This window comes from Bacillus sp. 3G2 (genome assembly GCF_044324725.1).
In the GTDB taxonomy this organism is placed as follows: domain Bacteria; phylum Bacillota; class Bacilli; order Bacillales; family Bacillaceae_G; genus Bacillus_A; species Bacillus_A mobilis.
This window is the reverse complement of the sequence record NZ_CP172246.1, coordinates 432,459-456,922: the sequence shown is the minus strand read 5'-3', so window position 1 is coordinate 456,922 and position 24,464 is coordinate 432,459. Positions and strand designations below refer to the sequence as shown.

General features: G+C 36.2%; 26 protein-coding genes, 1 pseudogene and 1 other annotated feature. Of the genes and pseudogenes, 4 read left to right on the top strand and 23 right to left on the bottom strand.

What is annotated here, in order from left to right; translation table 11 throughout:
* Window positions 1–15: 15 nt before the first annotated feature.
* The 5 genes from ACHZK0_RS02335 to ACHZK0_RS02315 all read right to left on the bottom strand — a co-directional run bounded on the left by ACHZK0_RS02335 (window position 16) and on the right by ACHZK0_RS02315 (window position 3,750).
* A complete protein-coding gene (locus tag ACHZK0_RS02335) occupies window positions 16–807 on the bottom strand; it encodes a TerC family protein (protein ID WP_262741374.1) in 792 nt (263 codons plus the stop codon).
* Window positions 808–879: 72 nt separating this feature from the next.
* Window positions 880–1,458 (bottom strand): TerD family protein, encoded by a 579-nt coding sequence (locus ACHZK0_RS02330; RefSeq protein ID WP_061676704.1) that lies wholly within the window; start codon window positions 1,456–1,458, stop codon window positions 880–882.
* Window positions 1,459–1,538: 80 nt separating this feature from the next.
* The gene (locus tag ACHZK0_RS02325) at window positions 1,539–2,123 is read right to left on the bottom strand and encodes a TerD family protein (RefSeq protein ID WP_061676703.1); all 585 of its coding nucleotides are present in this window, start codon (window positions 2,121–2,123) and stop codon (window positions 1,539–1,541) included.
* A 23-nt stretch (window positions 2,124–2,146) separates the two neighbouring features.
* The gene (locus ACHZK0_RS02320) at window positions 2,147–2,743 is read right to left on the bottom strand and encodes a TerD family protein (protein WP_001121586.1); all 597 of its coding nucleotides are present in this window, start codon (window positions 2,741–2,743) and stop codon (window positions 2,147–2,149) included.
* Window positions 2,744–2,871: 128 nt separating this feature from the next.
* A complete protein-coding gene (locus ACHZK0_RS02315; protein ID WP_390259088.1) occupies window positions 2,872–3,750 on the bottom strand; it encodes an ROK family protein in 879 nt (292 codons plus the stop codon).
* Between the two features lie 202 nt (window positions 3,751–3,952).
* Between ACHZK0_RS02315 and ACHZK0_RS02310 the strand changes: the two genes are divergently transcribed.
* Window positions 3,953–5,140 carry a cell wall anchor protein gene (locus ACHZK0_RS02310; protein WP_395761114.1) on the top strand — a complete coding sequence of 396 codons (1,188 nt, stop codon included), beginning with the start codon at window positions 3,953–3,955 and terminating at the stop codon, window positions 5,138–5,140.
* 114 nt (window positions 5,141–5,254) lie between these two features.
* Here ACHZK0_RS02310 and proS read toward each other — a convergent pair whose 3' ends face one another.
* Together proS and ACHZK0_RS02300 are read right to left on the bottom strand one after the other, a co-directional pair.
* Window positions 5,255–6,685, bottom strand: a complete 1,431-nt coding sequence (proS, locus tag ACHZK0_RS02305) for a proline--tRNA ligase (protein WP_063262166.1) — start codon at window positions 6,683–6,685, stop codon at window positions 5,255–5,257.
* 46 nt (window positions 6,686–6,731) lie between these two features.
* Window positions 6,732–6,938 (bottom strand) — a binding site (T-box leader).
* A 93-nt stretch (window positions 6,939–7,031) separates the two neighbouring features.
* Window positions 7,032–7,325, bottom strand: coding sequence for a YesK-like family protein (locus ACHZK0_RS02300; protein WP_131933323.1), 294 nt, complete (start codon window positions 7,323–7,325; stop codon window positions 7,032–7,034).
* Between the two features lie 154 nt (window positions 7,326–7,479).
* On the opposite strand from ACHZK0_RS02300, the gene ACHZK0_RS02295 reads away from it, so the two are divergent.
* Window positions 7,480–8,793 (top strand): ectonucleotide pyrophosphatase/phosphodiesterase, encoded by a 1,314-nt coding sequence (locus ACHZK0_RS02295; protein WP_262742087.1) that lies wholly within the window; start codon window positions 7,480–7,482, stop codon window positions 8,791–8,793.
* Window positions 8,794–8,901: 108 nt separating this feature from the next.
* Window positions 8,902–10,185: an MFS transporter gene (locus ACHZK0_RS02290; protein WP_395761113.1), complete on the top strand. Its 1,284-nt coding sequence runs from the start codon at window positions 8,902–8,904 to the stop codon at window positions 10,183–10,185.
* Between the two features lie 43 nt (window positions 10,186–10,228).
* Here the strand turns inward: ACHZK0_RS02290 and ACHZK0_RS02285 are convergent, their stop codons facing one another.
* The 10 genes and pseudogenes from ACHZK0_RS02285 to ACHZK0_RS02245 all read right to left on the bottom strand — a co-directional run bounded on the left by ACHZK0_RS02285 (window position 10,229) and on the right by ACHZK0_RS02245 (window position 16,050).
* Window positions 10,229–10,621 (bottom strand): hypothetical protein, encoded by a 393-nt coding sequence (locus tag ACHZK0_RS02285; protein ID WP_061676696.1) that lies wholly within the window; start codon window positions 10,619–10,621, stop codon window positions 10,229–10,231.
* 12 nt (window positions 10,622–10,633) lie between these two features.
* A complete protein-coding gene (locus ACHZK0_RS02280) occupies window positions 10,634–10,885 on the bottom strand; it encodes a helix-turn-helix transcriptional regulator (protein ID WP_262742124.1) in 252 nt (83 codons plus the stop codon).
* Between the two features lie 56 nt (window positions 10,886–10,941).
* Window positions 10,942–12,174 (bottom strand): MFS transporter, encoded by a 1,233-nt coding sequence (locus ACHZK0_RS02275; protein ID WP_262742090.1) that lies wholly within the window; start codon window positions 12,172–12,174, stop codon window positions 10,942–10,944.
* A 66-nt stretch (window positions 12,175–12,240) separates the two neighbouring features.
* Window positions 12,241–12,822: a TetR/AcrR family transcriptional regulator gene (locus ACHZK0_RS02270; RefSeq protein WP_001254436.1), complete on the bottom strand. Its 582-nt coding sequence runs from the start codon at window positions 12,820–12,822 to the stop codon at window positions 12,241–12,243.
* A gap of 80 nt (window positions 12,823–12,902) precedes the next feature.
* Window positions 12,903–13,046 carry a hypothetical protein gene (locus ACHZK0_RS02265; RefSeq protein WP_000817921.1) on the bottom strand — a complete coding sequence of 48 codons (144 nt, stop codon included), beginning with the start codon at window positions 13,044–13,046 and terminating at the stop codon, window positions 12,903–12,905.
* A 127-nt stretch (window positions 13,047–13,173) separates the two neighbouring features.
* Window positions 13,174–13,425 (bottom strand): hypothetical protein, encoded by a 252-nt coding sequence (locus tag ACHZK0_RS02260; protein WP_016716355.1) that lies wholly within the window; start codon window positions 13,423–13,425, stop codon window positions 13,174–13,176.
* 13 nt (window positions 13,426–13,438) lie between these two features.
* Window positions 13,439–13,753, bottom strand: coding sequence for a thioredoxin family protein (locus tag ACHZK0_RS02255; protein WP_088094994.1), 315 nt, complete (start codon window positions 13,751–13,753; stop codon window positions 13,439–13,441).
* A gap of 148 nt (window positions 13,754–13,901) precedes the next feature.
* A complete protein-coding gene (locus ACHZK0_RS02250; protein WP_395761112.1) occupies window positions 13,902–15,032 on the bottom strand; it encodes an RNA-guided endonuclease InsQ/TnpB family protein in 1,131 nt (376 codons plus the stop codon).
* Window positions 15,033–15,050: 18 nt separating this feature from the next.
* Window positions 15,051–15,160: pseudogene (locus ACHZK0_RS26815) on the bottom strand (IS607 family transposase); the annotation flags it as partial.
* Between the two features lie 518 nt (window positions 15,161–15,678).
* On the bottom strand, window positions 15,679–16,050 hold the full coding sequence (locus ACHZK0_RS02245) for a DUF1992 domain-containing protein (protein WP_088094992.1): 372 nt from the start codon (window positions 16,048–16,050) through the stop codon (window positions 15,679–15,681).
* 373 nt (window positions 16,051–16,423) lie between these two features.
* Here ACHZK0_RS02245 and ACHZK0_RS02240 point away from each other — a divergent pair, with 373 nt between their 5' ends.
* The gene (locus tag ACHZK0_RS02240; protein ID WP_088094991.1) at window positions 16,424–18,448 is read left to right on the top strand and encodes a glycosyl hydrolase family 18 protein; all 2,025 of its coding nucleotides are present in this window, start codon (window positions 16,424–16,426) and stop codon (window positions 18,446–18,448) included.
* 448 nt (window positions 18,449–18,896) lie between these two features.
* On the opposite strand, the gene ACHZK0_RS02235 is transcribed toward ACHZK0_RS02240, so the two are convergent.
* From ACHZK0_RS02235 to ACHZK0_RS02210, 6 genes are all read right to left on the bottom strand, one after another.
* On the bottom strand, window positions 18,897–20,441 hold the full coding sequence (locus tag ACHZK0_RS02235) for an ABC-F family ATP-binding cassette domain-containing protein (RefSeq protein WP_395761111.1): 1,545 nt from the start codon (window positions 20,439–20,441) through the stop codon (window positions 18,897–18,899).
* A 304-nt stretch (window positions 20,442–20,745) separates the two neighbouring features.
* Window positions 20,746–21,519, bottom strand: a complete 774-nt coding sequence (locus ACHZK0_RS02230; protein ID WP_395761110.1) for a hypothetical protein — start codon at window positions 21,517–21,519, stop codon at window positions 20,746–20,748.
* 67 nt (window positions 21,520–21,586) lie between these two features.
* The gene (locus ACHZK0_RS02225) at window positions 21,587–22,336 is read right to left on the bottom strand and encodes an ABC transporter ATP-binding protein (protein ID WP_262742095.1); all 750 of its coding nucleotides are present in this window, start codon (window positions 22,334–22,336) and stop codon (window positions 21,587–21,589) included.
* On the bottom strand, window positions 22,333–23,331 hold the full coding sequence (locus ACHZK0_RS02220) for an ABC transporter substrate-binding protein (RefSeq protein WP_088094988.1): 999 nt from the start codon (window positions 23,329–23,331) through the stop codon (window positions 22,333–22,335). The genes ACHZK0_RS02225 and ACHZK0_RS02220 overlap by 4 nt, the downstream gene beginning before the upstream one ends.
* A complete protein-coding gene (locus ACHZK0_RS02215; RefSeq protein ID WP_142331711.1) occupies window positions 23,328–24,101 on the bottom strand; it encodes an ABC transporter permease in 774 nt (257 codons plus the stop codon). The genes ACHZK0_RS02220 and ACHZK0_RS02215 overlap by 4 nt, the downstream gene beginning before the upstream one ends.
* Window positions 24,073–24,393 carry an MTH1187 family thiamine-binding protein gene (locus ACHZK0_RS02210; RefSeq protein ID WP_061676686.1) on the bottom strand — a complete coding sequence of 107 codons (321 nt, stop codon included), beginning with the start codon at window positions 24,391–24,393 and terminating at the stop codon, window positions 24,073–24,075. Before ACHZK0_RS02210 ends, ACHZK0_RS02215 begins: the two co-directional genes overlap by 29 nt.
* Window positions 24,394–24,464 lie beyond the last annotated feature (71 nt).

The following is a 24,464-nucleotide window of genomic DNA, read 5'->3' as shown; positions in this document are numbered from 1 at the left end:
GCAAACCCATTTCAATTATTTATTGTCTTCTTTAGTAGCTGCAACTTCTTCTTTAGCTTGTCCAGAATTCTTCATGTAGTGAAGTATAAATGTTGCTCCAAATGCTACAACTAAAATGATAAAGAACACTGCATGACTTATTTCAATATGAATAACAGACAGTAACATTTTTGCTGCAATAATTAAGATTAAAATATATGCTGTCGTTTCAAGCTCTGGAATACGCTCTAACAATTTTAAGAATACACCAGCGATACCACGCATCATTAAAATACCAAGCATTCCACCTAATAATAGAATCCAAACTTCATTTGATACACCAAATGCAGCAAGTACGCTATCTACAGAGAACGCGATATCCATTAATTCAACCATCGCAACTGTTCCCCAGAAGACACCAAACATTCTGAAGAGAATACTGTTTTGGTTCATACCATGAGCTTCCTCTTCTTCTGCATTACCTTTTCTTTTATCAATGAAGTATTTAACTGAAAGCCAAGCTAAGTAAAGTGCACCTAACACTTTTACCCACGCTAATTTAATTAAGAACATTCCAATTCCAATCGCAATAAATCGGAATACATAAGCTCCAATAAGTCCATAGAATAATGCCTTTTTACGTTTTTCTTCCGGAAGGTGTTTTACCATTACTGCTAATACAAGTGCATTATCAGCAGATAACAAACCTTCAAGTACAACAAGTGTACCTATTAATCCCCAAGATACTGGATCTTGCAACACTTTAATCCACATGTCCAAGTCGAAAAACTGAGCATACGTATCAAGGATTCCTTGCAAAATACTCATCTTACCTTTATCCCCTATTCTTTGCTAGATTTATAGAAAGGTCAAAAAAAGGAAACGAATATCGTTTCCTTTCTATGCATCCAAGCCATACGCTCTTACAAGCGCACCTAGGCCACCTTGGAAACCGCTTCCTACTGCATTAAACTTCCACTGTCCATTATGACGGTATAATTCACAAAAGACAACTGCTGTTTCGATGGAGAAATCTTCCCCTAAATCAAAGCGAAGAACTTCTTCATTCGTTTCTTCATTCGCTAAACGAACGAACGCATTTCCTACTTGACCAAAGTTTTGACTACGGCCTTCTGCATCATAAATCGTAACTGTAATAGCAATTTTGTGCACATCTGCTGGAACTTTCTTTAAGTCCACAACAAGTTGCTCATCATCACCTTCGCCTTCACCTGTACGGTTATCCCCTGTATGCATAACAGATCCACAAGGAGACTGTAAATTATTATAGAAGATAAAATCAGTTTCCTTCGTACATTTTCCGTTCGCATCTAATAGGAATGCTGATGCATCTAAATCGAAATCTGATCCACCGTCATAAGATTTAATATCCCACCCAAGACCAATTACTGCTTTCGTTAAACCAGGACTTGTCTTACCTAAATCAATCTTCTGTCCTTTTTGTAATTGAATAACCATTTATATTCACCTCTATATTTTAATCTTAAGAAATATATCCATCAGTAAACATCTGTTTCACCGATGGATATACGAAGCTATTACTCTACATCTAAACCGAAATTGTTACATAGAGACGCTAATCCACCTTGGAATCCACTTCCGATTGCATTAAACTTCCAGTCACCTGCATGACGGTATAATTCCCCTACTACAACAGCTGTTTCAATAGAGAAATCTTCTCCTAAATCGTAACGAATTAGCTCTGCATTCTTTTCTTCATCTAAAATACGTACGAAAGAGTTAGAAACTTGTCCGAAGTTTTGGCTACGTCCTTCTCCATCGTAAATTGTAATTGTGAAGCAAATACGTTCAATATGTGCAGGTACATTTTTTAAATCTATTTTAATTGATTCATCATCGCCTTCACCTTCACCAGTTCGGTTATCTCCTAAATGCTCAACAGCACCATTCGCACCTTTTGGGTTATTATAGAAGACAAAATCCTCTGCACCTGAAACTTTACCGTTAGCACCTACTAAGAAAATACTAACATCTAAATCGAAATCGTTTTGTCCGTCATAACGATTCGTATCCCAACCAAGTCCTACAAGAACTTTTGAAAGACCTGGATTCGTTTTTGTTAAGTCTACCTTTTGTCCTTTTTTCAATGAAATTGATGCCATATTCAATTCCTCCTCGGTTTATTTTATTGATAACGTGATACAATCTCACTTAAGTTTTTATCTTGTGTGCCTTCTCCAACAGCTGAAAACTTCCATTCACTTCCGTGACGATACATTTCACCTGCAATTAGAGTCGTTTTGCCAGCATAATTATCCGATAAATTATAGCGTGCTAATTCTTCACCAGTTTGCGGGTTTTGAATTCGAATATATGCATTACGAATCATCCCGAAATCTTGACGACGATTTACACAGTCATAAATATTTACAACGAATACTAATCGATTAATACGGCTCGGAACTTTATGTAATTCTACGAAAATTGTTTCGTCATCACCAGCGCCTTCACCTGTTAAATTATCTCCTGAATGAATAATACTACCACAAGTAGAAAGCTTGTTTCCGAAGTAAACTAAATCGTTTTTGTTTAAAAAGCGATCCCCTTCTAACATAACAACAGATGCATCACAATCTACATTTGGTTTACTTCCAAATAATGAAGACAGAAACCCACCTGATTGCCCAATTGGATCCCAGCCTAAGCCAACCTGTAGTTTCGCTACTTTCGGTTGTCCTTTCGTTAAATCGATCTTTTGACCTTTTTCTAAAATAATAGGCATGCAGTTTCTTCCTTTCTACAAAGCATTTTCCAAGGCGGAAAATATTGTATTCTTCCCTTATATTGTAGCATTATTTACCTAGTGATAAAAAGGATAAATTCTCAGTTATATGAAAACATTCATATAATTTACTTATGATGATGTAAGAAGTGGTAAATAGCACCAATCATTCCTGCGCAATTACCGTTTTGTGCAAGTTCAATCTCACAATTACTATAAATCTCTTTGTTTAAATATTTTTCTATCTCTTCTTTTACTTCTTTTAAGAACTGATTTCCTCTACCAGTAATTCCTCCACCTATAACAATCATTTCTGGATTAAAAATATAAGCAAGATTACTAATTCCAATCGCTAAATGTTTAAAGAAAACCTCAACCGCTTGCGTAACTTCTCTATCTCCTTTATCATACAGTTCGAAAATCGTTTTTCCATTCCAATCACTTTCACCTTTATATTTTCGCACAAGACGAATTAACCCTGAAATGGAAGCGACCTCTTCAAACTGCTTTCCTTCTATTAACATATTTCCCCATTCACCAGCACTAAAAGAATGTCCCCTGTATAACTCTCCATCTATAAAAATCGCTCCTCCAATACCAGTTCCAAGAGTAAGCATAATAAAATTTCTTTTTCCGTTTCCAATACCTTTCCACTTCTCACCCAAAGCTGCACAATTCACATCATTTTCAACGGACACAGGAACTTGTAATACCTCTTGCAATCTATCGATAATAGGAATAGTCGCGTAGTTCGGAATATGCTCCACCCCTCCCGTTACAACTCCTTTATGAATATTAACAATTCCCGCAGTACTAATGCCAATTCCTGAAATCGTATGTTCATTCATTAATTGTTTGGATAGAAGAATAAGTTTTTGAATGATTTGTTCCCCACCCAAATGAATTTCTGTTGAAACTGTTTTATGCTTTCGTACTGTTCCTGTTTCTGAAACAATTCCATATTTGATTTGTGTACCACCAATATCAAATGCAATATATTCTTTCATCTGCTGTCACTTCCTCTATTGTAATGCGTGTAACATTCTCACCACTCTACTATTATAAAGAATTTACACTAACTCTTTTCTCTCTTCAGAAATACACCACCTTTTTCTATATATAGTTTTTTTTGCATAAAACTCTTTTTCCTAAGAAATATTACAAAGGGATGTATTTTAGATGGAATATTAATTTCTTAGGAGGAAAACAATGACGAAAATCTTCATTTTAGCATCAACACTCTCTTTATCTTTTTTTAGCGGTTTAAATATCGGTAATGCAGCAACGGAAAACTTCTCTCCAGCAACAAACGCAATTGTACAAAATAACGATCATTTAGCAGAAGGCAACTCAAAAGATAATAATAAACCACCAGGAAACAATGGTTCTCAGGACGATAGTGGTTCGGGCGGTAGCGGTTCTGGTGGTAATGGCTCCGGTGGCAGTGGTTCGGGTAGTAACGGTTCGGGCGGCAACGGTTCCGGTGGTAACGGTTCGGGTGGCAACGGCTCCGGTGGCAGTGGTTCTGGTGGCAGTGGTTCCGGTGATAACGGCCCTGGTGGCAATGGCTCCGGTGGCAACGGTTCGGGTGGCAATGGTTCCGGTGATAACGATTCTGGCGGCAACGGTTCGGGCGGCAACGGCTCTGGTGGCAATGGTTCTGGCGGCAACGGTTCTAGCGGTAACGGTTCGGGTGGCAGTGGTTCTGGTGGCAGTGGTTCGGGCGGCAACGGTTCTGGTGGTAACGGTTCTGGCGGTAACGGATCTGATGGCAGTGGTTCTGGTGGCAATGGCTCCAGTGGCAGTGGTTCTGGTGGTAATGGTTCTGGTGGTAACGGTTCTGGTGGCAATGGCTCCAGTGGCAGTGGTTCTGGTGGTAATGGTTCTGGTGGTAACGGTTCTGGTGGTAACGGTTCGGGTGGCAATGGTTCGGGTGGCAGTGGTTCGGGCGGCAACGGTTCTGGTGATAACGGTTCGGGTGGCAGTGGTTCGGGCGGCAACGGTTCCGGTGATAACGGTTCTGGTGGCAATGGTTCGGGTGGTAATGGCTCCGGTGGCAATGGTTCGGGTGGTAATGGCTCCGGTGGCAGTGGTTCTGGTGGCAATGGCTCCGGTGGCAGTGGTTCTGATGGCAACGGCTCTCAAGGTGGGAACCGTGTTAAAGGCGATAACAGTTCTCAAGGTGGCAACGGCTCTCAAGGCGGCAACCGCGTTAAAGGCGATAGCAGCTCTCAGGGGGGGAACGGTTCTCAAGGTGGCAATGCAAAAGATAATGAGAAAAAACAAGGCGATAAGTTGCCTAATACGGCAACACATTATCCTGCATCTATTTTAATGGGACTTTCAACATTCCTAATCGGTATGTTACTATTTATTCGCCGTAAAAATGTAAAATAAAACACATCCTTCCACCTAAAACATACATGAAACAAATTGGAAAACTCAAAAGGACTTTGGATTGCATTTTATTATGCAGCCCAAAGTCCTTTTCATCCTCTATCAACAAAAGCATTAATACGCTTTTCCCCAATACACCATTTGCTTAGCTTCTTTCCCACAACAAATACATTCATCAGCTACATGCTCTTGCTCAAAAGGCATACAACGTGAAGATACTCCAACCTCTTCTTTTAGTTTCTCTTCACAAGCCAATTCTCCGCACCACATTGCCTTAATAAATCCTTGCTTTTCATCCGCTACTTTTTTCATCTCTTCGAAATTCGTCGCACTATACGTATTCTCATCGCGAAATACTTTTGCCTTATTAAATAAAGAATTATGAATTTCCTCAAGTAATGCTGGAATACGTTCTTCTAATTGATCCATTGATATAAATTCTTTTTCTTTCGTATCTCTTCTTACAAGTACGACTTGATTCTTTTCAATATCTTTAGGGCCAACTTCTAATCGAATTGGAATGCCCTTCATTTCATACTCATTAAATTTCCAGCCTGGTGTTTTATTACTAGCATCTATTTTTACTCGTGCAACCTTTTGAATATGTTCTTGTAACTCTGTTGCTTTCGCTAAAACTCCTTCTTTATGCTGAGCAATTGGTACAATAACAACTTGCACTGGTGCGACTTTAGGAGGCATTACAAGCCCATTATTATCGCTATGAACCATAATAAGTCCACCTATCATTCTTGTTGATACACCCCAAGATGTTTGGTGTACATATTGCCACTTACCGTTACGATCTAAAAACTTAATATCAAATGCTTCAGAAAAATTCGTTCCAAAGTTATGAGATGTTCCTGTTTGAAGTGCTTTCCCATCATGCATTAAGCTTTCAATCGTATAAGTCGCCTTTGCGCCCGCAAATTTTTCTTTCTCTGTTTTTTGTCCTTTAATTACTGGTATCGCTAAGTAGTCTTCACAGAAAGAAGCATATAGATTTAAAATATGTAACGTTTCAGCTTGAGATTCTTCTGCTGTTTCATGAATTGTATGACCCTCTTGCCATAAGAATTCAGTTGTGCGAAGGAATGGTCGCGTCGTTTTCTCCCAACGAACTACTGAACACCACTGATTATATAGCTTTGGCAAATCATTATAAGATTGCACAATTTTTGAAAAATGTTCACAGAATAAAGTTTCAGATGTAGGGCGTACACAAAGTCTCTCCGCTAATTTTTCATCCCCGCCATGTGTCACCCATGCTACTTCAGGAGCAAACCCTTCTACATGATCCTTCTCTTTTTGCAATAAACTCTCTGGGATAAACATTGGCATATACACATTTTCATGACCAGTTGCTTTTAACTTCTCATCCATAACTTTCTGCATATTTTCCCATAAGGCATAACCGTACGGACGTAGAATCATACATCCTTTTACACTTGAATAATCAACAAGTTCTGCTTTTTTTACAATATCTGTGTACCACTGTGCAAAATCCTCTTCCATCTTCGTAATCGCTTGTACTTGTTCTTTTGCCATAGTCAGTCTTCCTCCTTTTGAAAATACAAAAAAGCCCGCGTCCCTAAATAGGGACCGAGCTTTGCCGGCGTTACCACCCTGATTCATGCACAAAAATTGCGCATGCTCTCTTTTTGATAACGGGAAATTCCCGCTGCATATGCAGAACGCAAAGGTAGGTTCCATATCGCCTTTTTAAGAATCTTTCAGCCTGCTGGATTCTCTCTCTGCTAAAAAGGTTGAACATGTACTAGTCCTTTTTCATCGTTATAACGAAATAAATTTGTTGATTATCATAATACAAATTCTTTTTTAAAACAATAGATAATTTTCTCATTTTTATATATTCTTTTCGTTTTTGGCAGTTTTATACGTAGCTTTTTCTCGTGATTTTTAAAAGTTGATGTGCAATCATACCGATAAGTGTACCAAGTAGAACGAAGAAACCAATAAATCCATATCCCATTCCTTCCCATCCACCAATCACCATCATTGTAACCGGAAAGGATGCTAAGCAAAGAAGTATTAAACTAAGTGCAAATATAATATCAAACTGTTTGTTTGGAAACCGTTTCTTTAGTAAATATGAAATAGCAAATACAAGGATAATCGTAATTCCGCCAATGATATAAAAGATACTAAATCCATCTAGCCAATCCACAGTATTCCCTCCTTCCATTCATTCCCTTATACTTAATTATATATTTAACTTTTCTGAAAATAAATAATAAATTTTCACCGAAAAATATATTTTTATTACTAGGTATTAATAGTAATATATAAGAATAGGTTTTATATAATCAGGAGGGAACTTTATGGATAAAGCATTAACAAACCACGTCATTATTTTATCTTTCGATTGCTTATCAGCTTTAGATTTTCCTATATTACAAAAGCTTCCTAATTTCCAAACATTAATAAACAAGGGTGCGATGGCGAGAAAAGTGGAACCTATTTATCCTTCTGTAACATACCCAAGTCACTCAACAATCGTTACTGGAAACTACCCTAATAAACATGGCGTAGTTAGCAATACGTTACTTCAACCTGGACGCGAGTCACCAGATTGGCATTGGTACCGAAAATCCATTAAAGGAACAACGTTATACGATGAAGCACGTAAAGCAAATTTAACGACCGCTGCCCTTCTATGGCCTGTTACCGGCAGAGCAAATATTGATTACAATTTACCTGAAATTTTTCCAAATAGACCGTGGCAAAATCAAATTTTAGTTTCATTATTTAGCGGTAGCCCACTATATCAATTAGATTTGAATCAGCGTTTTGGTTATATAAGAAATGGCTTATCACAGCCTGAACTCGATGATTTCGTACTTGCTTCTGCTGTGCATACAATTCAGACGAAAAAGCCTAATGTCATGTTCGTACATTTCACCGATTTAGACACCCAAAGACACTATCACGGCTTTGAATCCAAAGAAACAATAGCTGCAATTCATAGACATGATGAACGGCTAGGGAAAATTATTCAAGCTTTAAAAAACAGTGATCTATACGAAGAGAGTACAATTATCGCTCTTGGTGATCATAGCGCTTTAAGTGAAAACAAAGCCATTCAATTAAATGCACTATTTCATCAACAAGGGCTTATATCTATAAACTCAAAAGGAAAATTACTAGACTGGAAGGTCTATTGCCAAAGTTGCGACGGCTCTGCCTATGTATATGTGAAAGACAAAAATGATACAGATACAATTCGAAAAGTACAACTACTACTTGAAGAATTACTTCAAAATAAACGAAACGGTATTGAATTTATACTACATGATGAAGCTGCAAAAGACTGCGGTGCAGATGGTAATTGTTTATTTATGTTGGAAGCACAAGAAGGCTATTATTTTACTGAAAACTATACAGGCGATTTTATAAAAGAAATTACCGAAAAAGATGTTACGCCTAGTAAAAAATATACATTTGGTACGCATGGATACTCTCCAACAAAACCTAACTATGAAACGATTTTTATCGCTGCTGGGAAAGGGATAAAAAGCGGTGTTACCATCCCGTATATGAGACTTATTGATGAAGGTCCGACTATCGCTAGACTACTCGGTTTACACTTAGGTGAAACAGACGGATCAATTGTAGAGGATTTACTTCAATTGTAAAGAACTGTGTATATATGTAAAAGTTATGTAAAAATCATCACTGTTTCTCTTTTTATAATTTTTATTTTTGTACACTGTTAGTAGAACAAATTTAAGGGGGAACATTATATGAAAAAAATGTCCAGACAAGAAAAAAGCTGGATATTATACGATTGGGCGAACTCAGTATATTCGCTCGTCATTACAACTGCATTATTCCCAATTTACTTTAAAGCAGCTGCAAAAGAAGCTGGACTATCTGGTGCAACTTCAACAGCATACTGGGGATATGCAAACTCATTCGCTACACTTTTAATTTCTATACTTGCTCCTATTCTCGGCACAGTTGCTGATTATAAAGGGTTTAAAAAACGATTTTTCACATTCTTCTTTGGACTCGGCATCGTATTTACAAGTATGCTAGCAGTCGTCCCAACATCTCAGTGGTACTTATTACTAGGCTGCTATATGCTAGCACTAATAGGTTTTGCGGGAGCAAACATTTTTTATGATGCATTTTTAGTAGATGTTACCTCTAAAGATAGAATGGACCGAATTTCTACAAGAGGCTTTGCATTAGGCTATATTGGGAGCACAATTCCTTTTATCGGTTGTATCGCTCTTATTATTCTTGCTCAAAAAGGAACTATCCTTTTATCAGTCGGCATTGCTAGTCAAATTTCATTCGCAATAACAGCTCTTTGGTGGGGATTATTTACAATTCCAATGCTAAAAAACGTAGAGCAAACGCACTATATTGAGCGCGATCCAAGACCGATTGCAATGAGTTTCAAACGCCTTGCTGATACTTTTAAAAATATTAAAGAATATAAAACAGTCTTTATGTTCCTAATCGCCTATTTCTTCTACATTGACGGGGTCGATACAATTATTACTATGTCTACCGCTTACGGAACAGATCTCGGTATTAGTGCAACGAATCTATTAATCATCTTATTTGTCACACAAATTGTAGCTTGTCCATTCGCTTTATTATACGGAAAATTATCAGAAACATTTACAGGGAAAAAAATGCTATATGTCGGTATTATTACTTATATTATTATCTGCACATATGCTTATTTCTTAAAAACAACACTTGATTTCTGGATTTTAGCAATGTTAGTTGCCACTTCTCAAGGTGGTATTCAAGCGCTTAGTCGTTCCTATTTTGCAAAACTAGTACCTAAAGAATCTGCAAATGAATTCTTCGGATTTTATAATATATTTGGCAAGTTCGCAGCGATTATGGGTCCCGTATTAGTCGGTGTTACGACGCAATTAACGGGAAAAACAAACGCTGGTGTCCTTAGTATTATTGTACTGTTCATTATCGGTGGATTTTTATTAACTAGAGTTCCTGAAAATAGTACATCCGTTACACCACCTAGTCCAAAAACGAAAACGCTATAAGAAAAGGATCCTCTTCATATCAGAAGAGGATCCTTTTCTTATTTTATCGATAACGTCTTACAATTAAAAATTCTACAGCCGGCTTTACAACTATCGCAGCACATAACGCAAATAAAAGCGGTATGTTATGAAAATCAATCCATTTATTAAAACCTACCGATGCGAAAAACAAGCCAAAAATTAACACAACAAGTACATAATACGTAACATTTGCACTTGTTTTTAATACATGCTTTTCTACATCTTCTTTCTCCTCCGTTGTCCCTTCCACATTATGCGATGCCAAACTTTTAAACATATAATGTAATGCGATGCTACAAATAAATAGTGCATACCAGTTTACTTGAAGTTCAATTAACCAATAATACAGTGCAAACACTAACGTACTTATAGCCACTAATGTCGTAACTACAAGGCTTATTTTCTCTTTCCCCAACAACTATTCCCCCTACAGCTTGTACAAAAATAGTTTATCAACAGTTGTTCCTAATACTTCAGCTAAACGGAATGCTAACGCTAAGCTTGGATCATATTTATTATTCTCAATTGCATTTATCGTCTGTCTTGAAACTTGACACTTATCAGCTAATGCACCTTGTGAAATATTGTTTTCAGTGCGTAATTCATAAATTTGATTTTTCACATCTTTTCTCCTAACATGTAAAATCGTTTTTACAACATTAGTATATAGTCGGTACATTTCATTGTCAAAAGACTGCCACAAGAAAAGGGAGCAATTCCGCTCCCTTACAATGGTTATTTCGAGGCTAACGAATTTGTTAATTCCTCTTTATTAGCGACATCTTCTTTATTTATTTGCATGCGTAGAACTGGCCCTATCGCAAATAAAATAAGTGCCATCGCTATACAAAATACAGTAACTAGTGAGGTCATCTCCTTCAATCCTCCAGCTAGTGAAGTTCCAATTAACATTGCCCCCATAAACAGTGGCAAAATTGTTCCATTTACTCTTCCAATCATATTTTCTGGTACAAGTTGAATCATAAGCGTACCGACAACGATATTAACACAAGCTAAACAAATACCTGTGCCAAATCTCATGAAACTAGTAATCCAAAATGATGTAGATAGCCCTTCTACTAAAAATGACATCGCTAATATGCTCATACCAAATACAAACATCTTTTTCGGATTCACTTTTGAAGCGAAAACTGCAGCAACAATCCCACCGACTAACATACCGATTCCATCAGCTGCGGCTAAATATTGAACTGCTTCTTTTTCCATTCCAAGCCGTTCTATTACAAGAAACACTTCTAATGGATTCGTTAGTCCAACAGCTAAGCCCATAATGGTGAAAGTGATCGTAATCATACGTAAATTTTTCGTATGAAGAACGTATTTCCAACCCTCTTTTATATCATTTTTCAATGAATCTCTCACCACTTGCTCTTGTTCCACCCATTTTGGTAAAAACGAAAGAGCAATAGCAGATAACAAAAATAAAATGATTAAGCTATATAGTGACGTAAATAAACCAAGTTGTGTGTATACAAGCGATCCTACTACTGGTCCAAAAATCAGAAATAATGACTGTAATGTTTGGTTAAATGCAATCGCATTTGCTACCTGTTCTTCTTTTACATAGCGCTTAAATATACGCGAAGATGATGGCTGAGAAAACTGACCTACAATCGCGGAAATGAGTGTTGCAAAAAATATAGCCTGCCAATAATCTAACTTTAACAACAAGACAATTCCTACAATAGACAGTACACTTAATACATCTCCAGCAACCATCGTTCTTTTCGGATTCCAGCGATCAGCTAGCGCCCCACCGATAAACGAGAAAATAAAAATAGGTGCATATTCCATAACCGATAACAAAGAAACTGAAACTGGATCATTATTCGTTCGCTCCATTATGAAATATAAAAGAGCCATATTTCTGATCCAAATTGCAAATTGTTGTAAAATATCAGACGCCATAACGAGCATAAATGCTCGGTTTTTAAATAAAGCGTTCATTTTCATCCCCCTTTCATAAACCGACCGTTCGGTCTAATTTATTTTGTAAGAAAAGCAACTGACTTATTATTCAGCTGCCATTCCTTTTAACAATACATCTATTGCCTTTTTATAAATACGTTGCAGCTCTTTATAATCTAACTCGTAGTAAAGTACTCCAAGCCCCGATAATAATCCATTTACAATATACATAAGATCACGCGTATTATCTTCACGAAACTCTCCAGACTGTATGCCTGCTTCAATTAGTTTCTCAAACATAACATATGATTCTCTAGTTAAAGCCAATAGTTCATCCAAAATCTCTTTACTTACAACTTGGCTCATAGAGAATTCCTCTATTGCATTTGAAATGGGCTGCTGTATGTCCTCGACATGATATTCCGCGAGACCATATAATTTTTCAGTATTCGTACTATACAACTTCTCTTTTTCATTCCATTTTTCAAGCCAATCATACGTATGCTGTTTTACTACAAATAAAAATAATTCTTCTTTACTTTTAAAGTGATAATAAATGCTTCCTTTACTTCTCTCTGTAATTTCACAAATCTCTTCCATAGATGTAGCTGCATAGCCCTTCTGTGAAAACAGACTTTCTGCTTTATAGGCAATTTCTTTCTTTATCTCTTCTGCGCTTCTTCTCATATTCACACCTCTTTAAACCGACCGTTCAGTCTAATAATAACAAATAAAAAACCTCTATCGCAAGAGGCTATACTCCTTATTTAAGAAAACGTACTTTCAAACCACGTTCGAATCATATGTATGATTCCAATTTTAAATCCTAATTTAACAAGAACTACGCCTCCCGCAGCTAATAAAAATAACACTACTTTCCCCTTGTTTTTCACTTTCAGTTCCCTTTTCATTTCTATTCCCCTTAGTACGTTAAAAATATTTAATCAAACGTTTGTTTAACTGTCGTTATGCATATGTAAGCCAACTAATCAAACGTTTGTTTAAAAAGAAATACGCCCGTTATAGGGCGTATTCTCATCAATCACCGCCGCCTCCGCCACCATCGCAACTACCTCCGCTATCTCCACCGAAAGATCCCCCACAATCATGTGATCCTCCATGCGAGCTATCATTATCAGATCCAGCAAAGAAAAATAATGGTGATGAGTTGTTAGATGAATTATGAATGTTATTTTGTTTCGTAAGATTTACCTTCTTTTTGTTCGATCGAACTGCTGTTATGATCGTTCCAACTACAACAAATAATAGTATGACAATAATAAATTCCATATAAAAGCCTCCCTTAGTCTTCGAATAATTGAATGGTTCTTTCTAGATTTTCAAGTGAAATGAAGCGCGATTCACGAAGGATCTCTTTTCCATTATAAAATAATAAAACTGTTGGCCCTGTAAATACTGCATATCGCCCCGCAATTTCTTGCATGTCTTGTAGTAATATTTCTACTTTCTCTACGTATTTATAATTCTCTAGTACGCCATTTACTTTTCTTAGCATAACATCACAAACACCACAATTTTCCGTTTTAATAAACAGTAGTACTAATTGTTGTCCTTCAATATATGTCGCTAATTCTTCTATCGTTTCAAATGTATTCATCTTATCCGATACGATAAACTTAACTAAATCTATACAATTCAATCAAATTTATACAAGTTAGTGCTTCATCGTGTTCTCGCAACCCCGAAGGGACGAGGGGTATAACACTCCACACGAGGCAGTATCGTTACCTCCTATTATCAAGCATTTATTTTACCCATCTTGATAAATTTATCGCAGCATTTACATCCCTATCATGATGGCTATTGCATGAAGCACAACACCACTCACGTATTTTTAAACTCCACTGTCCTTCTGGTTGAACTGAATGGTCGTATTGAACTCTACAACATGAGCAAATCTTGCTTGAAGCGAACCATTTATCAGCTTTTACATACGCAATGCCATACTTCTCGCACTTGTATGATAAACATTGAAAGAAGAAGTTTAATTTTTGAAATGAAAATGCTTTCGATAGTTTTTTGTTTTTTAACAGGTTTGAGATAGATAAGTCTTCCACAACAATTCTCATTGGTTTGGTTTTCACCAATTTAGCTGTTGCTTGATGGATATGGTTATTTCGGATATTCATAATTTTCCTAGATAACCGCAGGTGCTCGATTTTTGCTTTTTCATATCCGGCAGATTGAATTTTCACACCTTTTTTAAATCTCCTAGACATATCTCTTTGCGCTGACTTTTTCCTTTTCAAAAGTTTTTTAACCTTGGCGTCTTTGTTTATATTTCGTTCTTTCGTACCATTAGAAGCTACAAACAGCTCTTTTAAACCAACATCCACACCGATTGACTTATTGGTTAGTTCTTGTGATTCAAAGTCTTCTTGGAACCCCACACTAATCCACCAGTGACGACCATCAAATGTAACTCTTGGATTGGATGGTTTTTTATTTTTTGGTAGTTGTTGGCTTGTTTTCACTTCTCCAATAGACTGAATATGAACTACTTTCTTTCCTATAATCAGCCTTTCATAATTGGCATAAAATCCTTGGATTACATCTTTTTTAGATTTATAAGAAGTGTGATAACCATTTTTGTACTTTTTGAACGAATGCTTCCTTGCCTTATCAAAATCTTTTGAAGCCTGTTTGGGAACTTGTGCGTTGATGTCTTTTAACCACTCATAATTCTTTCGCTTCTTGATCTTTGTAAATCGTTTCTGTAAAGCTAACTGTGAAACAGATTTTCCAAATAGCTTATAGTATCTATCACTCATTCTTTTACAATAGTTATAAGCGAATCTTGCAGCACCAGCATGGTTTCTAAGCACTTTTTCTTGTTCAGGCGTTGGAATCAGTCTGACTTTCTTCGCCAATATCATCAGAATGTAACTCCTTTAATGAAAGATTTGTTCTTCTGAATCGTAGCGTGTTCCACCAGCATTCTCCTAAGACTACTCGAATACAAACCTGTTAATTCTGATACTTAACTAACTCGTAAAAATTTCATTAATATTCTCACTTCATTGAATCCACCATAACACATACGTTCGATAGATTCATTAAAGTTTGATAGATTTAATTAAATTTATCTCGTTCAACTAAGGGCGCAATTCCTTAGCCAGTTCTCTTATGAACTTCTCATGTTTTCACATGAGCGCAGACTATATGTTTATCTCTTTAGAGATAGAGGATTTTTCCACCACCATAGGCTTGTGATGTACTCTCGTCAGTTATACGAGATAGTCGTTGAACGTTCATCTTATCACTTTTGACTTAGATGATTCGAGGCGGAAGACCCATTGTTCTAGTGTTTAGGATTTAACCTTGCACGATCTGATTGATTTTTTCTGCTTTCGCGACATTCACGCTCGCCATTTCTAGCCACGTTGTAGTTCAATCAGCTTTAGGGATTGCCCGCAGTTAACCCTCACTACTAGCCAATCACTTGACAAGCAGGGCTGACTGATATATTTAATTAACTTTCGTTATAATTGGTTAAATAAATCGTAACAGTTAGTTACCCTCTTAGCGTAATTTACTAAATACTTTACCTTGATACATACGAAAAGCTGAACTATCTTTAATCTTTCTCTTTTCCATTACCTGCTGAAAACGAAGCATTTTTGCTGTTAACTCTTCTTGTAATTCTTTTCTCTCTGCTTCATCATAACAGCACGCAATTAAGTCTTCTATTTTTAATATATCTTTTTGTAGTTCCATTTCTGGTGGAATCATACCCGCATTTTTTAAAATTTTATAACTCATTCTAAGTTCTGGAGGTACCATTGAAAGGTCTTCTAATTGTAGTGGTTTTCCTTTTCCCGGAATATGATCAAGGTCTCCATTCCGTATTGCTTGTCGAATTTTTTCTTCAGCAATGTTCAAAAAGACATCCACACCACTCGCTCCTTTACATATTTTTACTATTATTTTACATGATATTTTCTCATCTCGCTACGCTATTACAAATTGACTTCATACAATTTTTTCTCAAATTTAATTACAAGAAGCCTTTTCCCCCCTAATCAATATTTTATTTTCATGTGTAATCCGTATTAGAGCCACTTCATATTGAGAAAGTCTTTTCGAGTCCAATAAAGCGTTTACACCAAATCTTACATTTGCTACGATTTAATCACCCCCAGCTCCCTTGTATAGACTTCGTGATGTCTGATCATTTTTTATCTAGACGTTTCATACGTCTAGATTCATTTTGGTTTATTGGCGCATGCCTTTAAATATATTTTTTATTTTGAAAGGAGAAATGACTATGAGATCAAAAAAATTCACGTTGCTATTACTATCCCTACTACTCTTCTTACCTCTTTTTCTCACAAACTTTATTACTCCAAATTTCGCATTAGCAGATTCACCAAAGCAAGGTCAAAAAATTGTTGGGTATTTTCCTTCGTGGGGCATTTACGGACGTAATTATCAAGTTGCAGACATTGATGCATCAAAGCTAACTCATTTAAACTATGCTTTCGCTGATATTTGCTGGAATGGAAAACATGGAAACCCTTCTACTCACCCCGATAATCCAAATAAACAAACATGGAACTGTAAAGAATCTAGTGTACCACTGCAAAATAAAGAGGTCCCTAATGGCACTCTCGTACTCGGTGAACCATGGGCTGATGTCACAAAATCTTATCCGGGATCGGGTACAACTTGGGAAGATTGTGATAAATATGCCCGCTGCGGAAATTTCGGAGAACTGAAACGATTAAAAGCTAAGTACCCTCACTTAAAAACAATTATTTCAGTTGGTGGCTGGACTTGGTCTAACCGTTTTTCTGATATGGCCGCTGATGAAAAAACAAGAAAAGTATTCGCTGAATCTACAGTAGCTTTTCTTCGCGAATATGGATTTGACGGCGTGGATTTAGACTGGGAATACCCGGGTGTTGAAACGATTCCTGGTGGTAGTTATCGTCCTGAAGATAAACAAAACTTCACCCTACTCCTTCAAGATGTTCGAAATGCACTAACGAAAGCTGGTGCAGAAGATGGGAAACAATATTTACTAACAATCGCGTCAGGTGCAAGCCAACGTTATGCGGATCATACAGAGCTAAAGAAGATCTCTCAAATACTGGATTGGATTAATATTATGACATATGATTTCCACGGTGGATGGGAAGCTACTTCTAACCATAATGCAGCACTATACAAAGATCCAAATGACCCAGCAGCAGATACGAAATTTTACGTAGATGGTGCGATAGATATTTATACAAATGAAGGGGTTCCAGCGGATAAACTCGTATTAGGTGTACCTTTTTACGGACGTGGATGGAAAAGTTGCGGAAAAGAAAATAATGGGCAATACCAACCTTGTAAACCAGGTAGTGACGGAAAGCTAGCTTCTAAAGGTACTTGGGATGATTATTCTACCGGTGACACAGGTGTGTACGATTATGGTGATTTAGCAGCTAATTATGTGAATAAAAATGGTTTTGTTCGCGGATGGAACGATGTAGCGAAAGTACCTTATTTATATAACGCGACTACAGGAACGTTTATTAGTTATGATGACAATGAATCTATGAAATATAAAACAGACTATATAAAGACAAAGGGTTTAAGTGGTGCAATGTTTTGGGAACTAAGCGGGGATTGCCGTACAAGTCCAAAATATAGTTGTAGTGGACCAAAATTACTTGATACGTTAGTAAAAGAATTACTTGGTGGACCTATTACTCAAAAAGATACTGAGCCCCCAACAAACGTAAAAAATATTGCTGTTACAAATAAAAATTCAAACTCAGTTCAATTAAACTGGACTGCATCTACTGATAACGTAGGCGTTACTGAATATGAAATTACTGCCGGAGAAGAAAAATGGAGTACAACAACAAATAGTATTACAATTAAAAACTTAAAACCTAATACAGAATATACATTTTCAATATTAGCTAAGGATGCTGCTGGGAATAAATCACAGCCTACTTCCATTCTTGTAAAAACAGATGATGCTAACACAACACCTCCTGGTGGAAATGGCAATGCTACCTTTTCAGTCACTTCAAATTGGGGAAGTGGTTACAACTTCTCGATTGTTATTAAAAATAGCGGAACGACCCCTATTAAAAACTGGAAATTAGAATTTGATTATAACGGCAATTTAACACAAGTTTGGGATTCTAAAATTAGTAGTAAAATAAATAATCATTACGTAATTACGAATGCAGGATGGAATGGTGAAATTCTTCCTGGTGGGTCTGTTACAATCGGAGGAGCAGGAACAGGGAATCCTACTGAACTTTTAAATGCATCCATTAGCGAAAACTAAACGTAACCTCCATTAATTATTTCACTAAAGTTTGAATTTAGGTTTGAGTACTCTGACCTAAATTCAAACTTTTAATTTTACGAAAAATCACAAATCTATATTACGATAACTTATTATAATCATATTTAGTTTTTAATATGAAGTTCATGTGAAGTTCATCTGAACTTTACATGAATTTCCTTTCAGTTCTATTGTCTTCTTATACTAATCACTTTATCCTTTACATATAGGAATTATTTTTCATTCCACTTCAAACTATCTATATATATAAAGAAAAGATAGTGGCCTATTAGGGAAAGGCATCTAAATATAAACATAATATAAGAAAAAGCACGCTTATAAGCGCACCATAAGAGTGCTTCTTCATACAATTCTCATGTAAGAGTTCTCGAAAATCATGTTAATCACAAAGAAAAGGCATTAGCTTATATAAGCTAATGCCTTTTCTTTATTCATATTGTTCAGCGTTCCATTCTTCTATATTCCATACTTTTGTGATCCACGCTTCATAGAAAGAAGGCTCATGTGAGACAAGTAAAACTGTTCCTGTATATTGTTGTAACGCTTCCTGCAAAGACTTCTTTGTTTCTATATCCAAATGATTAGTCGGTTCATCTAAAATTAAAACATTGCTTTTCGTTACGATAAGTTCACATAAACGCACTTTCGTTTGTTCTCCACCGCTTAATAAACGAATAGGTTTCAATACGTGCTCTTCTTTCAAGCCACACTTTGCTAATGCTTGGCGTACTTCTTTCCTTGTCATATCTGGTCGTTCTGCCCAAACTTTCTCTAATGGTGTTGTTTCTGAAGCAAACTCTTCCTGTGCAAAATAGGCAGGATTTACTCGCTCGCCAACAGAAATTGAACCACTTAGCGGCTTTATTTGGCCTAATAACGTTTTTAACATCGTCGTTTTTCCGATTCCATTATGTCCAACAATCGCTATCTTTTCTCCCTTTTTCACTTGTAAATTCAACTCTGGACATAACGGATCACTATAACCTATCCTTAGTTTCTCAGCCTGCAATATACGACTTACTGGCTCCTCATAAACAGTAAAATCAAAACGGGATCGAGTTACATGATTAACCTTTTCAATCCTTTGCATTTTCTCTAATACTTTCTCTCGACTCTTAGCCTGTTTCGCTTTTCGAATTTTATTTTTTTGAATAAACGTTTCTAACTGAGCAATTTCTTTTTGTTGTTTCACATGCGCCGATTGTAATTGTTTCCTTTGTAATTGATAACTTTGCACAAATTTTTCATAATTTCCTACGTACCGCTTCACTTTCCGTTCTTCTAGATGATAAATAACATTCGTAATACTGTTCAAAAATACTTCGTCATGTGAAATGATCACATAAGCTTTTTCATACAGTCTCAAATACGATTGCAACCATTCTATATGAGCTGTATCTAAATAGTTTGTTGGCTCATCTAGCAATAAAACATCAGCTTTTTCTAAAAGGAGCTTCCCAAGTAATAACTTCGTTCGCTGTCCCCCACTTAACTGTGAAACATCCTTTTTCAAACCTATTTCAAGTAAGCCTAAGCCGATTGCTACTTCTTCAATTTCTGTATGAATTTGATAGAAATTAGAACTTTCCAATATAGTTTGTAATTCTCCATACCTTACTAACAGTTTTTCTATCTCTCCTGCTCCATTCATTTCTTCAGCAATTTTTAACATTTCACACTCAATCGCATACAAATTAGAAAATGCACTTTGTAAGTATCCCTGAATTGTTATTCCTTCTTGTAAATCCATATGCTGCTGTAAAAAACCTATCTTCACATGTGGAAACCATTCAATGTTTCCGTCATCATGTATAAGTTCTCCTGTTAAAATCCTTAACAATGTTGATTTTCCAATTCCATTTTCCCCAACTAACCCAACATGCTCGCCCTTTAATAGTCGAAAACACGCATTATATAAAATGGTTTTCTCACCATACGAATGACTTAAATTTTCTACTGTTAATATACTCATTTTTTCTCTCCTTTACTTATAGTTCATAAGCTAAATAGAGAGAACAACAGTATAAAGCCTTATTTAATTGTATATATAAAAAATGGGTAAGGTGAATACACCTTACCCATTACATATTATCGTAAAAAAGGATTAAGGTTCTTTACCTGCTGTCTTCAATTTAGCTTATTCGTTAAAAATGGGCAGACTTCTCCCGCATCAAGCTAAAACCATTTGAAGAACAGTTGATAAAGTCATTTTATCCTTTCACTCCTTTAACATTTGTTATATTAAGAGTATAAACTACTCTGTTATATTCTATTCTCTATTTTTTCTTTTGTTCCTTCTCCGTTTTTTCATTTTCTGCGTAAATTTCTTTATACATTTTTTCTAATGCATATGGACTTGTAAAGATGAGTGTTAACGATTTCCACATATAAATTCTTCTTTGTAGTTCTATCCCATACTCTTTACTAACCATATTTTTCACTTCTGGAATATGTTCTTCGTTTTGAAATTGTTGTACAGATTTCAATTCCTTCGTCTTAAAATCCGTTAAAAGGCCTATTACAGTTCGTCCATGTTCCTGCGACCTTTCTTCTAAATCAAACTGAATGGAATGAACAAAACCTAAAACGTGAAAGGTTTGAGCATGCAACCCTACAGCAGCACGCTGTTCCATTAAGCTGTAGCATTCTCGTTTTAACTCTTCTACCATTTCTAAAGAATTTCTATTAACTTTCCTTTTGCCAACAAACATAATTTTTACAATATGAGCGACTGCTCCCATACTTTTTAATACACTCTCTAAAATTTCTACCGCATCTTCCACATAACCATTTGAAATTATAGAATGAATAAATTCATCTAATAGCACTTGAAACTTTTTAACTAAATGTAAATCACGTAATTCTGGAACATCTTTTCTCAATTGATCCCGGCCTTGAACCCACTTTAAAACTTCTGTCATTTCTTCTTCTCTTAATTCATGATGTTCCATACCATACTTCATTAATAAGATATGATTTTTTAATAAGGACTTTCCTTCTTCAAGATTATCAGCTGTTAGCGAATCAACTATTTGCTCTATAGATTTCATCTTTCTCCCCCTATATAAAAAAAGCCTCTTAACAGTAATTATACCAAAAACTGTTAAAAGGCTTTTTCTATTTTTTCATATACGGGGCTAATACTCTCAGAATTTCTTCCTTATCCTTCTTTAACTCAAGTGATGTTAACATATCCATCGTTCTCGGCCTAGTTAATTTCACTTGTACCTCACCAACTATTGATGCTGGTCTTTGAGATAATATAAATATGCGGTCCGAAAGCAAGATTGCCTCATCTAAGTCATGTGTGACCATAACGATTGTTTGCTTCTCTTGGTGCCAAGAGTTTAAAAGCCAGCTATGTACTTCCATTTTTGTAAAGGCATCTAATTTTCCAAAAGGCTCATCAAGTAGCATAATTGGCTTTTCACATAAATATGTGCGCAGAAAACTAATTCTTTGACGCATACCACCAGACAATTCATCTGGATAATGGTCTGCATATTCATCTAGTTCAAACTGCTTTAATGCTTCCATTCCCTCTGTCAGCCTTTGTTTTTTCGGTTTCCCTTCGATTTCTAATGGAAGAACTATATTTTGCAAAGCTGATCGCCACGGCAGTAATAAATCCTGTTGCGGCATATAACTTACAACATCTTGCTCTTGCATTTGCTTATCGTTATACGTTACATTCCCACTTGTTGGATTTTCAACATTTGCAATCATATTTAATAATGTGCTTTTCCCGCAACCACTTGGGCCTACAAAAGAAACGAACTCTCCCTCTCGTATAGAAGCACTAATATTTGCTAATACATTCTTGCCATCGAAAGATTTCACAATATCTTTTATTTGTAATCCGCTCATTTTTCGCTTGGAAGGAACTCATTTGTAAAGGCATCTTTTACATCAATTTTCTTCTTAATTACTTTGTTATCATATAAGAAATTCATGTAATTCGTCCAAACATCTTCCTTCTGTACTCCCCATGCTTTTGCATCATCTTGATACTTCGTGCTTAACCACTTTTGACTTTCTTGTACTAAGTCTTTATTTACATCTGGAACAGCTTTAATTAAAATATCAGCAGCTTCTTTCGGTTCTTTAATTGCAAAATTATACCCTTCTGTCGTTGCACTCATAAACTTTTTCACAAAGTCTTTATCTTGCTTCGTATGTTTTTCACTCGTAATAATAACAGGACTATAGAAATCAAGCGCTGGGTCTAAGTCTTTCACCATAATCGTATTTAACTCTTTTCCTTGGCGCTTCGCTTCAATTCCATCCCATCCGTAATAAATCCATTCAAAGTCTGCATCACGGCCGATTGATTTAAAGAAATCGGTTTGTCCTAAGATGATTTTTTCAACTTTATTAAAATCAGCTTGATGTTTCTCCATAATTGTCTTCAACGTTGCTTCTTCTGCTGGTCCTCCCCAGCCTCCGTAACGTTTACCTTCAAAATCTTTCGGTGAAGTCATGTTATCCTTCTTAAGCGATGCAAAAGCTGAAGTGTTATGTTGAATAATCGCTCCGACAGATACAACAGGAATACCTTCTACACGAGCCAATGTTACATTTTCTTGTGCGCTTATTGCGAAGTCAGCTTTTCCTGAAGCTATCATTTGCTCCGCTGTCACATTATCACCAGGCTGAATAATTTCTACATCTAAGCCTTGCTTTTTATAATAATCTTTCGCTTGCGCTACATATAAACCAGTATGATTCGTATTTGGAAACCAATCCAATACTACTTTTACTTTTTGATCTTTACTTGCACTATCTTCTTTCTTCGCCGGATTACATCCAGCCACACCTACTGCTAATAAGGCAGCCAACATAACTTTTAAACCTTTTTTCATTTTCTGCCGTCCTTTCTATATATCCATGGTGCTGTTATTCTTGCCATAAACTCCACGATAAAATACAGGCATAATGTCACCATAACAATAATTGCTGCCACACCAAATACTCGGGCTGTTAAAAAGGATTTTGTAGCTCTCGTAAGCATAACTCCTAATCCTTCACTGGCACCGAGCCATTCCCCAATAATCGCTCCCATTACGCTATATGTAACTGCAATTTTTAACCCTGAGAAAAAGTATGGAAGCACTGCTGGAAACTTTACTTTCTGGTAAACTTGCCATTTCGTTGCCTTCATCGTTTGCAACAACTTCAACAGATTTTTATCTACCGTTTGAAAACCTTCTAAAATGCTAAGCGCAATCGGGAAGAAACAAACGAGTATGACTACCATTACTTTCGGTAGCATTCCATATCCAAACCAAATAATAAATAACGGTGCAAGTACAACGATTGGAATCGTTTGCGAAATAACAAGCAACGGATTTATTAAAATACGAAATAAAGGAATAACATCCATAATAATTGCAATACTTGTCCCAATTAAAATCGCAAAAAACAGTCCGATTAGAACCTCTTGTAACGTTTGCATCGTATTCGGTAATAGTAAATCTTTCATTCCAATTAATTCTTGAACAATGGCAGAAGGCTTCGGTAAAATCCACGGTTCAATTTTAAATAATGAAACAGATCCTTCCCATATCGCAATGAGAAGGATAAGCCAAATAGTTGTAATTATTTTAGATTGCTTCTGGTTTTGCATATTCATCACGGTACTTCCAAACCTTTTCATCTATCGTTACACCAGTGCTTGGACGATAATGGATTTTAATAGAAGTAATCACTTCCTCTGCTCCAGCATCCACACAAGCTTGTTGCGCACGTTTAATGACATCAAGAAGTACATCTAATTCTCCTTCCAGCGTTGTTTCCATTGCCCCTACTTCATAACGAACTCCCGATTGTTGTACAACCTCAATTGCTTTATCAACAACAGAATACACATCTTTGTGCTTCGCTTGTGGTACTACTGAAAATGAAATTGTAACTTGTTGTGACATAGTAAAATCCCCCTTATGAAATTAAATTTTAAAACAAGAAAAGGCTTTCCTACTACGTAGGAAAGCCTTGT

What these genes read in the sequence shown, in the direction of transcription:
- proS (WP_063262166.1), bottom strand. Translation starts at nt 6,685, where the DNA reads ATGGCAAAAGAACAAGTACAAGCGATTACGAAGATGGAAGAGGATTTT.
- ACHZK0_RS02335 (WP_262741374.1), bottom strand. Translation starts at nt 807, where the DNA reads ATGAGTATTTTGCAAGGAATCCTTGATACGTATGCTCAGTTTTTCGAC.
- ACHZK0_RS02280 (WP_262742124.1), bottom strand. Translation starts at nt 10,885, where the DNA reads ATGTACCGACTATATACTAATGTTGTAAAAACGATTTTACATGTTAGG.
- ACHZK0_RS02250 (WP_395761112.1), bottom strand. Translation starts at nt 15,032, where the DNA reads ATGATATTGGCGAAGAAAGTCAGACTGATTCCAACGCCTGAACAAGAA.
- ACHZK0_RS02215 (WP_142331711.1), bottom strand. Translation starts at nt 24,101, where the DNA reads ATGAATATGCAAAACCAGAAGCAATCTAAAATAATTACAACTATTTGG.
- ACHZK0_RS02270 (WP_001254436.1), bottom strand. Translation starts at nt 12,822, where the DNA reads ATGAGAAGAAGCGCAGAAGAGATAAAGAAAGAAATTGCCTATAAAGCA.
- ACHZK0_RS02230 (WP_395761110.1), bottom strand. Translation starts at nt 21,519, where the DNA reads ATGAAATCTATAGAGCAAATAGTTGATTCGCTAACAGCTGATAATCTT.
- ACHZK0_RS02315 (WP_390259088.1), bottom strand. Translation starts at nt 3,750, where the DNA reads ATGAAAGAATATATTGCATTTGATATTGGTGGTACACAAATCAAATAT.
- ACHZK0_RS02220 (WP_088094988.1), bottom strand. Translation starts at nt 23,331, where the DNA reads ATGAAAAAAGGTTTAAAAGTTATGTTGGCTGCCTTATTAGCAGTAGGT.
- ACHZK0_RS02240 (WP_088094991.1), top strand. Translation starts at nt 16,424, where the DNA reads ATGAGATCAAAAAAATTCACGTTGCTATTACTATCCCTACTACTCTTC.
- ACHZK0_RS02275 (WP_262742090.1), bottom strand. Translation starts at nt 12,174, where the DNA reads ATGAACGCTTTATTTAAAAACCGAGCATTTATGCTCGTTATGGCGTCT.
- ACHZK0_RS02260 (WP_016716355.1), bottom strand. Translation starts at nt 13,425, where the DNA reads ATGGAATTTATTATTGTCATACTATTATTTGTTGTAGTTGGAACGATC.
- ACHZK0_RS02290 (WP_395761113.1), top strand. Translation starts at nt 8,902, where the DNA reads ATGAAAAAAATGTCCAGACAAGAAAAAAGCTGGATATTATACGATTGG.
- ACHZK0_RS02255 (WP_088094994.1), bottom strand. Translation starts at nt 13,753, where the DNA reads ATGAATACATTTGAAACGATAGAAGAATTAGCGACATATATTGAAGGA.
- ACHZK0_RS02325 (WP_061676703.1), bottom strand. Translation starts at nt 2,123, where the DNA reads ATGGCATCAATTTCATTGAAAAAAGGACAAAAGGTAGACTTAACAAAA.
- ACHZK0_RS02265 (WP_000817921.1), bottom strand. Translation starts at nt 13,046, where the DNA reads ATGAAAAGGGAACTGAAAGTGAAAAACAAGGGGAAAGTAGTGTTATTT.
- ACHZK0_RS02320 (WP_001121586.1), bottom strand. Translation starts at nt 2,743, where the DNA reads ATGCCTATTATTTTAGAAAAAGGTCAAAAGATCGATTTAACGAAAGGA.
- ACHZK0_RS02310 (WP_395761114.1), top strand. Translation starts at nt 3,953, where the DNA reads ATGACGAAAATCTTCATTTTAGCATCAACACTCTCTTTATCTTTTTTT.
- ACHZK0_RS02330 (WP_061676704.1), bottom strand. Translation starts at nt 1,458, where the DNA reads ATGGTTATTCAATTACAAAAAGGACAGAAGATTGATTTAGGTAAGACA.
- ACHZK0_RS02210 (WP_061676686.1), bottom strand. Translation starts at nt 24,393, where the DNA reads ATGTCACAACAAGTTACAATTTCATTTTCAGTAGTACCACAAGCGAAG.
- ACHZK0_RS02235 (WP_395761111.1), bottom strand. Translation starts at nt 20,441, where the DNA reads ATGAGTATATTAACAGTAGAAAATTTAAGTCATTCGTATGGTGAGAAA.
- ACHZK0_RS02295 (WP_262742087.1), top strand. Translation starts at nt 7,480, where the DNA reads ATGGATAAAGCATTAACAAACCACGTCATTATTTTATCTTTCGATTGC.
- ACHZK0_RS02225 (WP_262742095.1), bottom strand. Translation starts at nt 22,336, where the DNA reads ATGAGCGGATTACAAATAAAAGATATTGTGAAATCTTTCGATGGCAAG.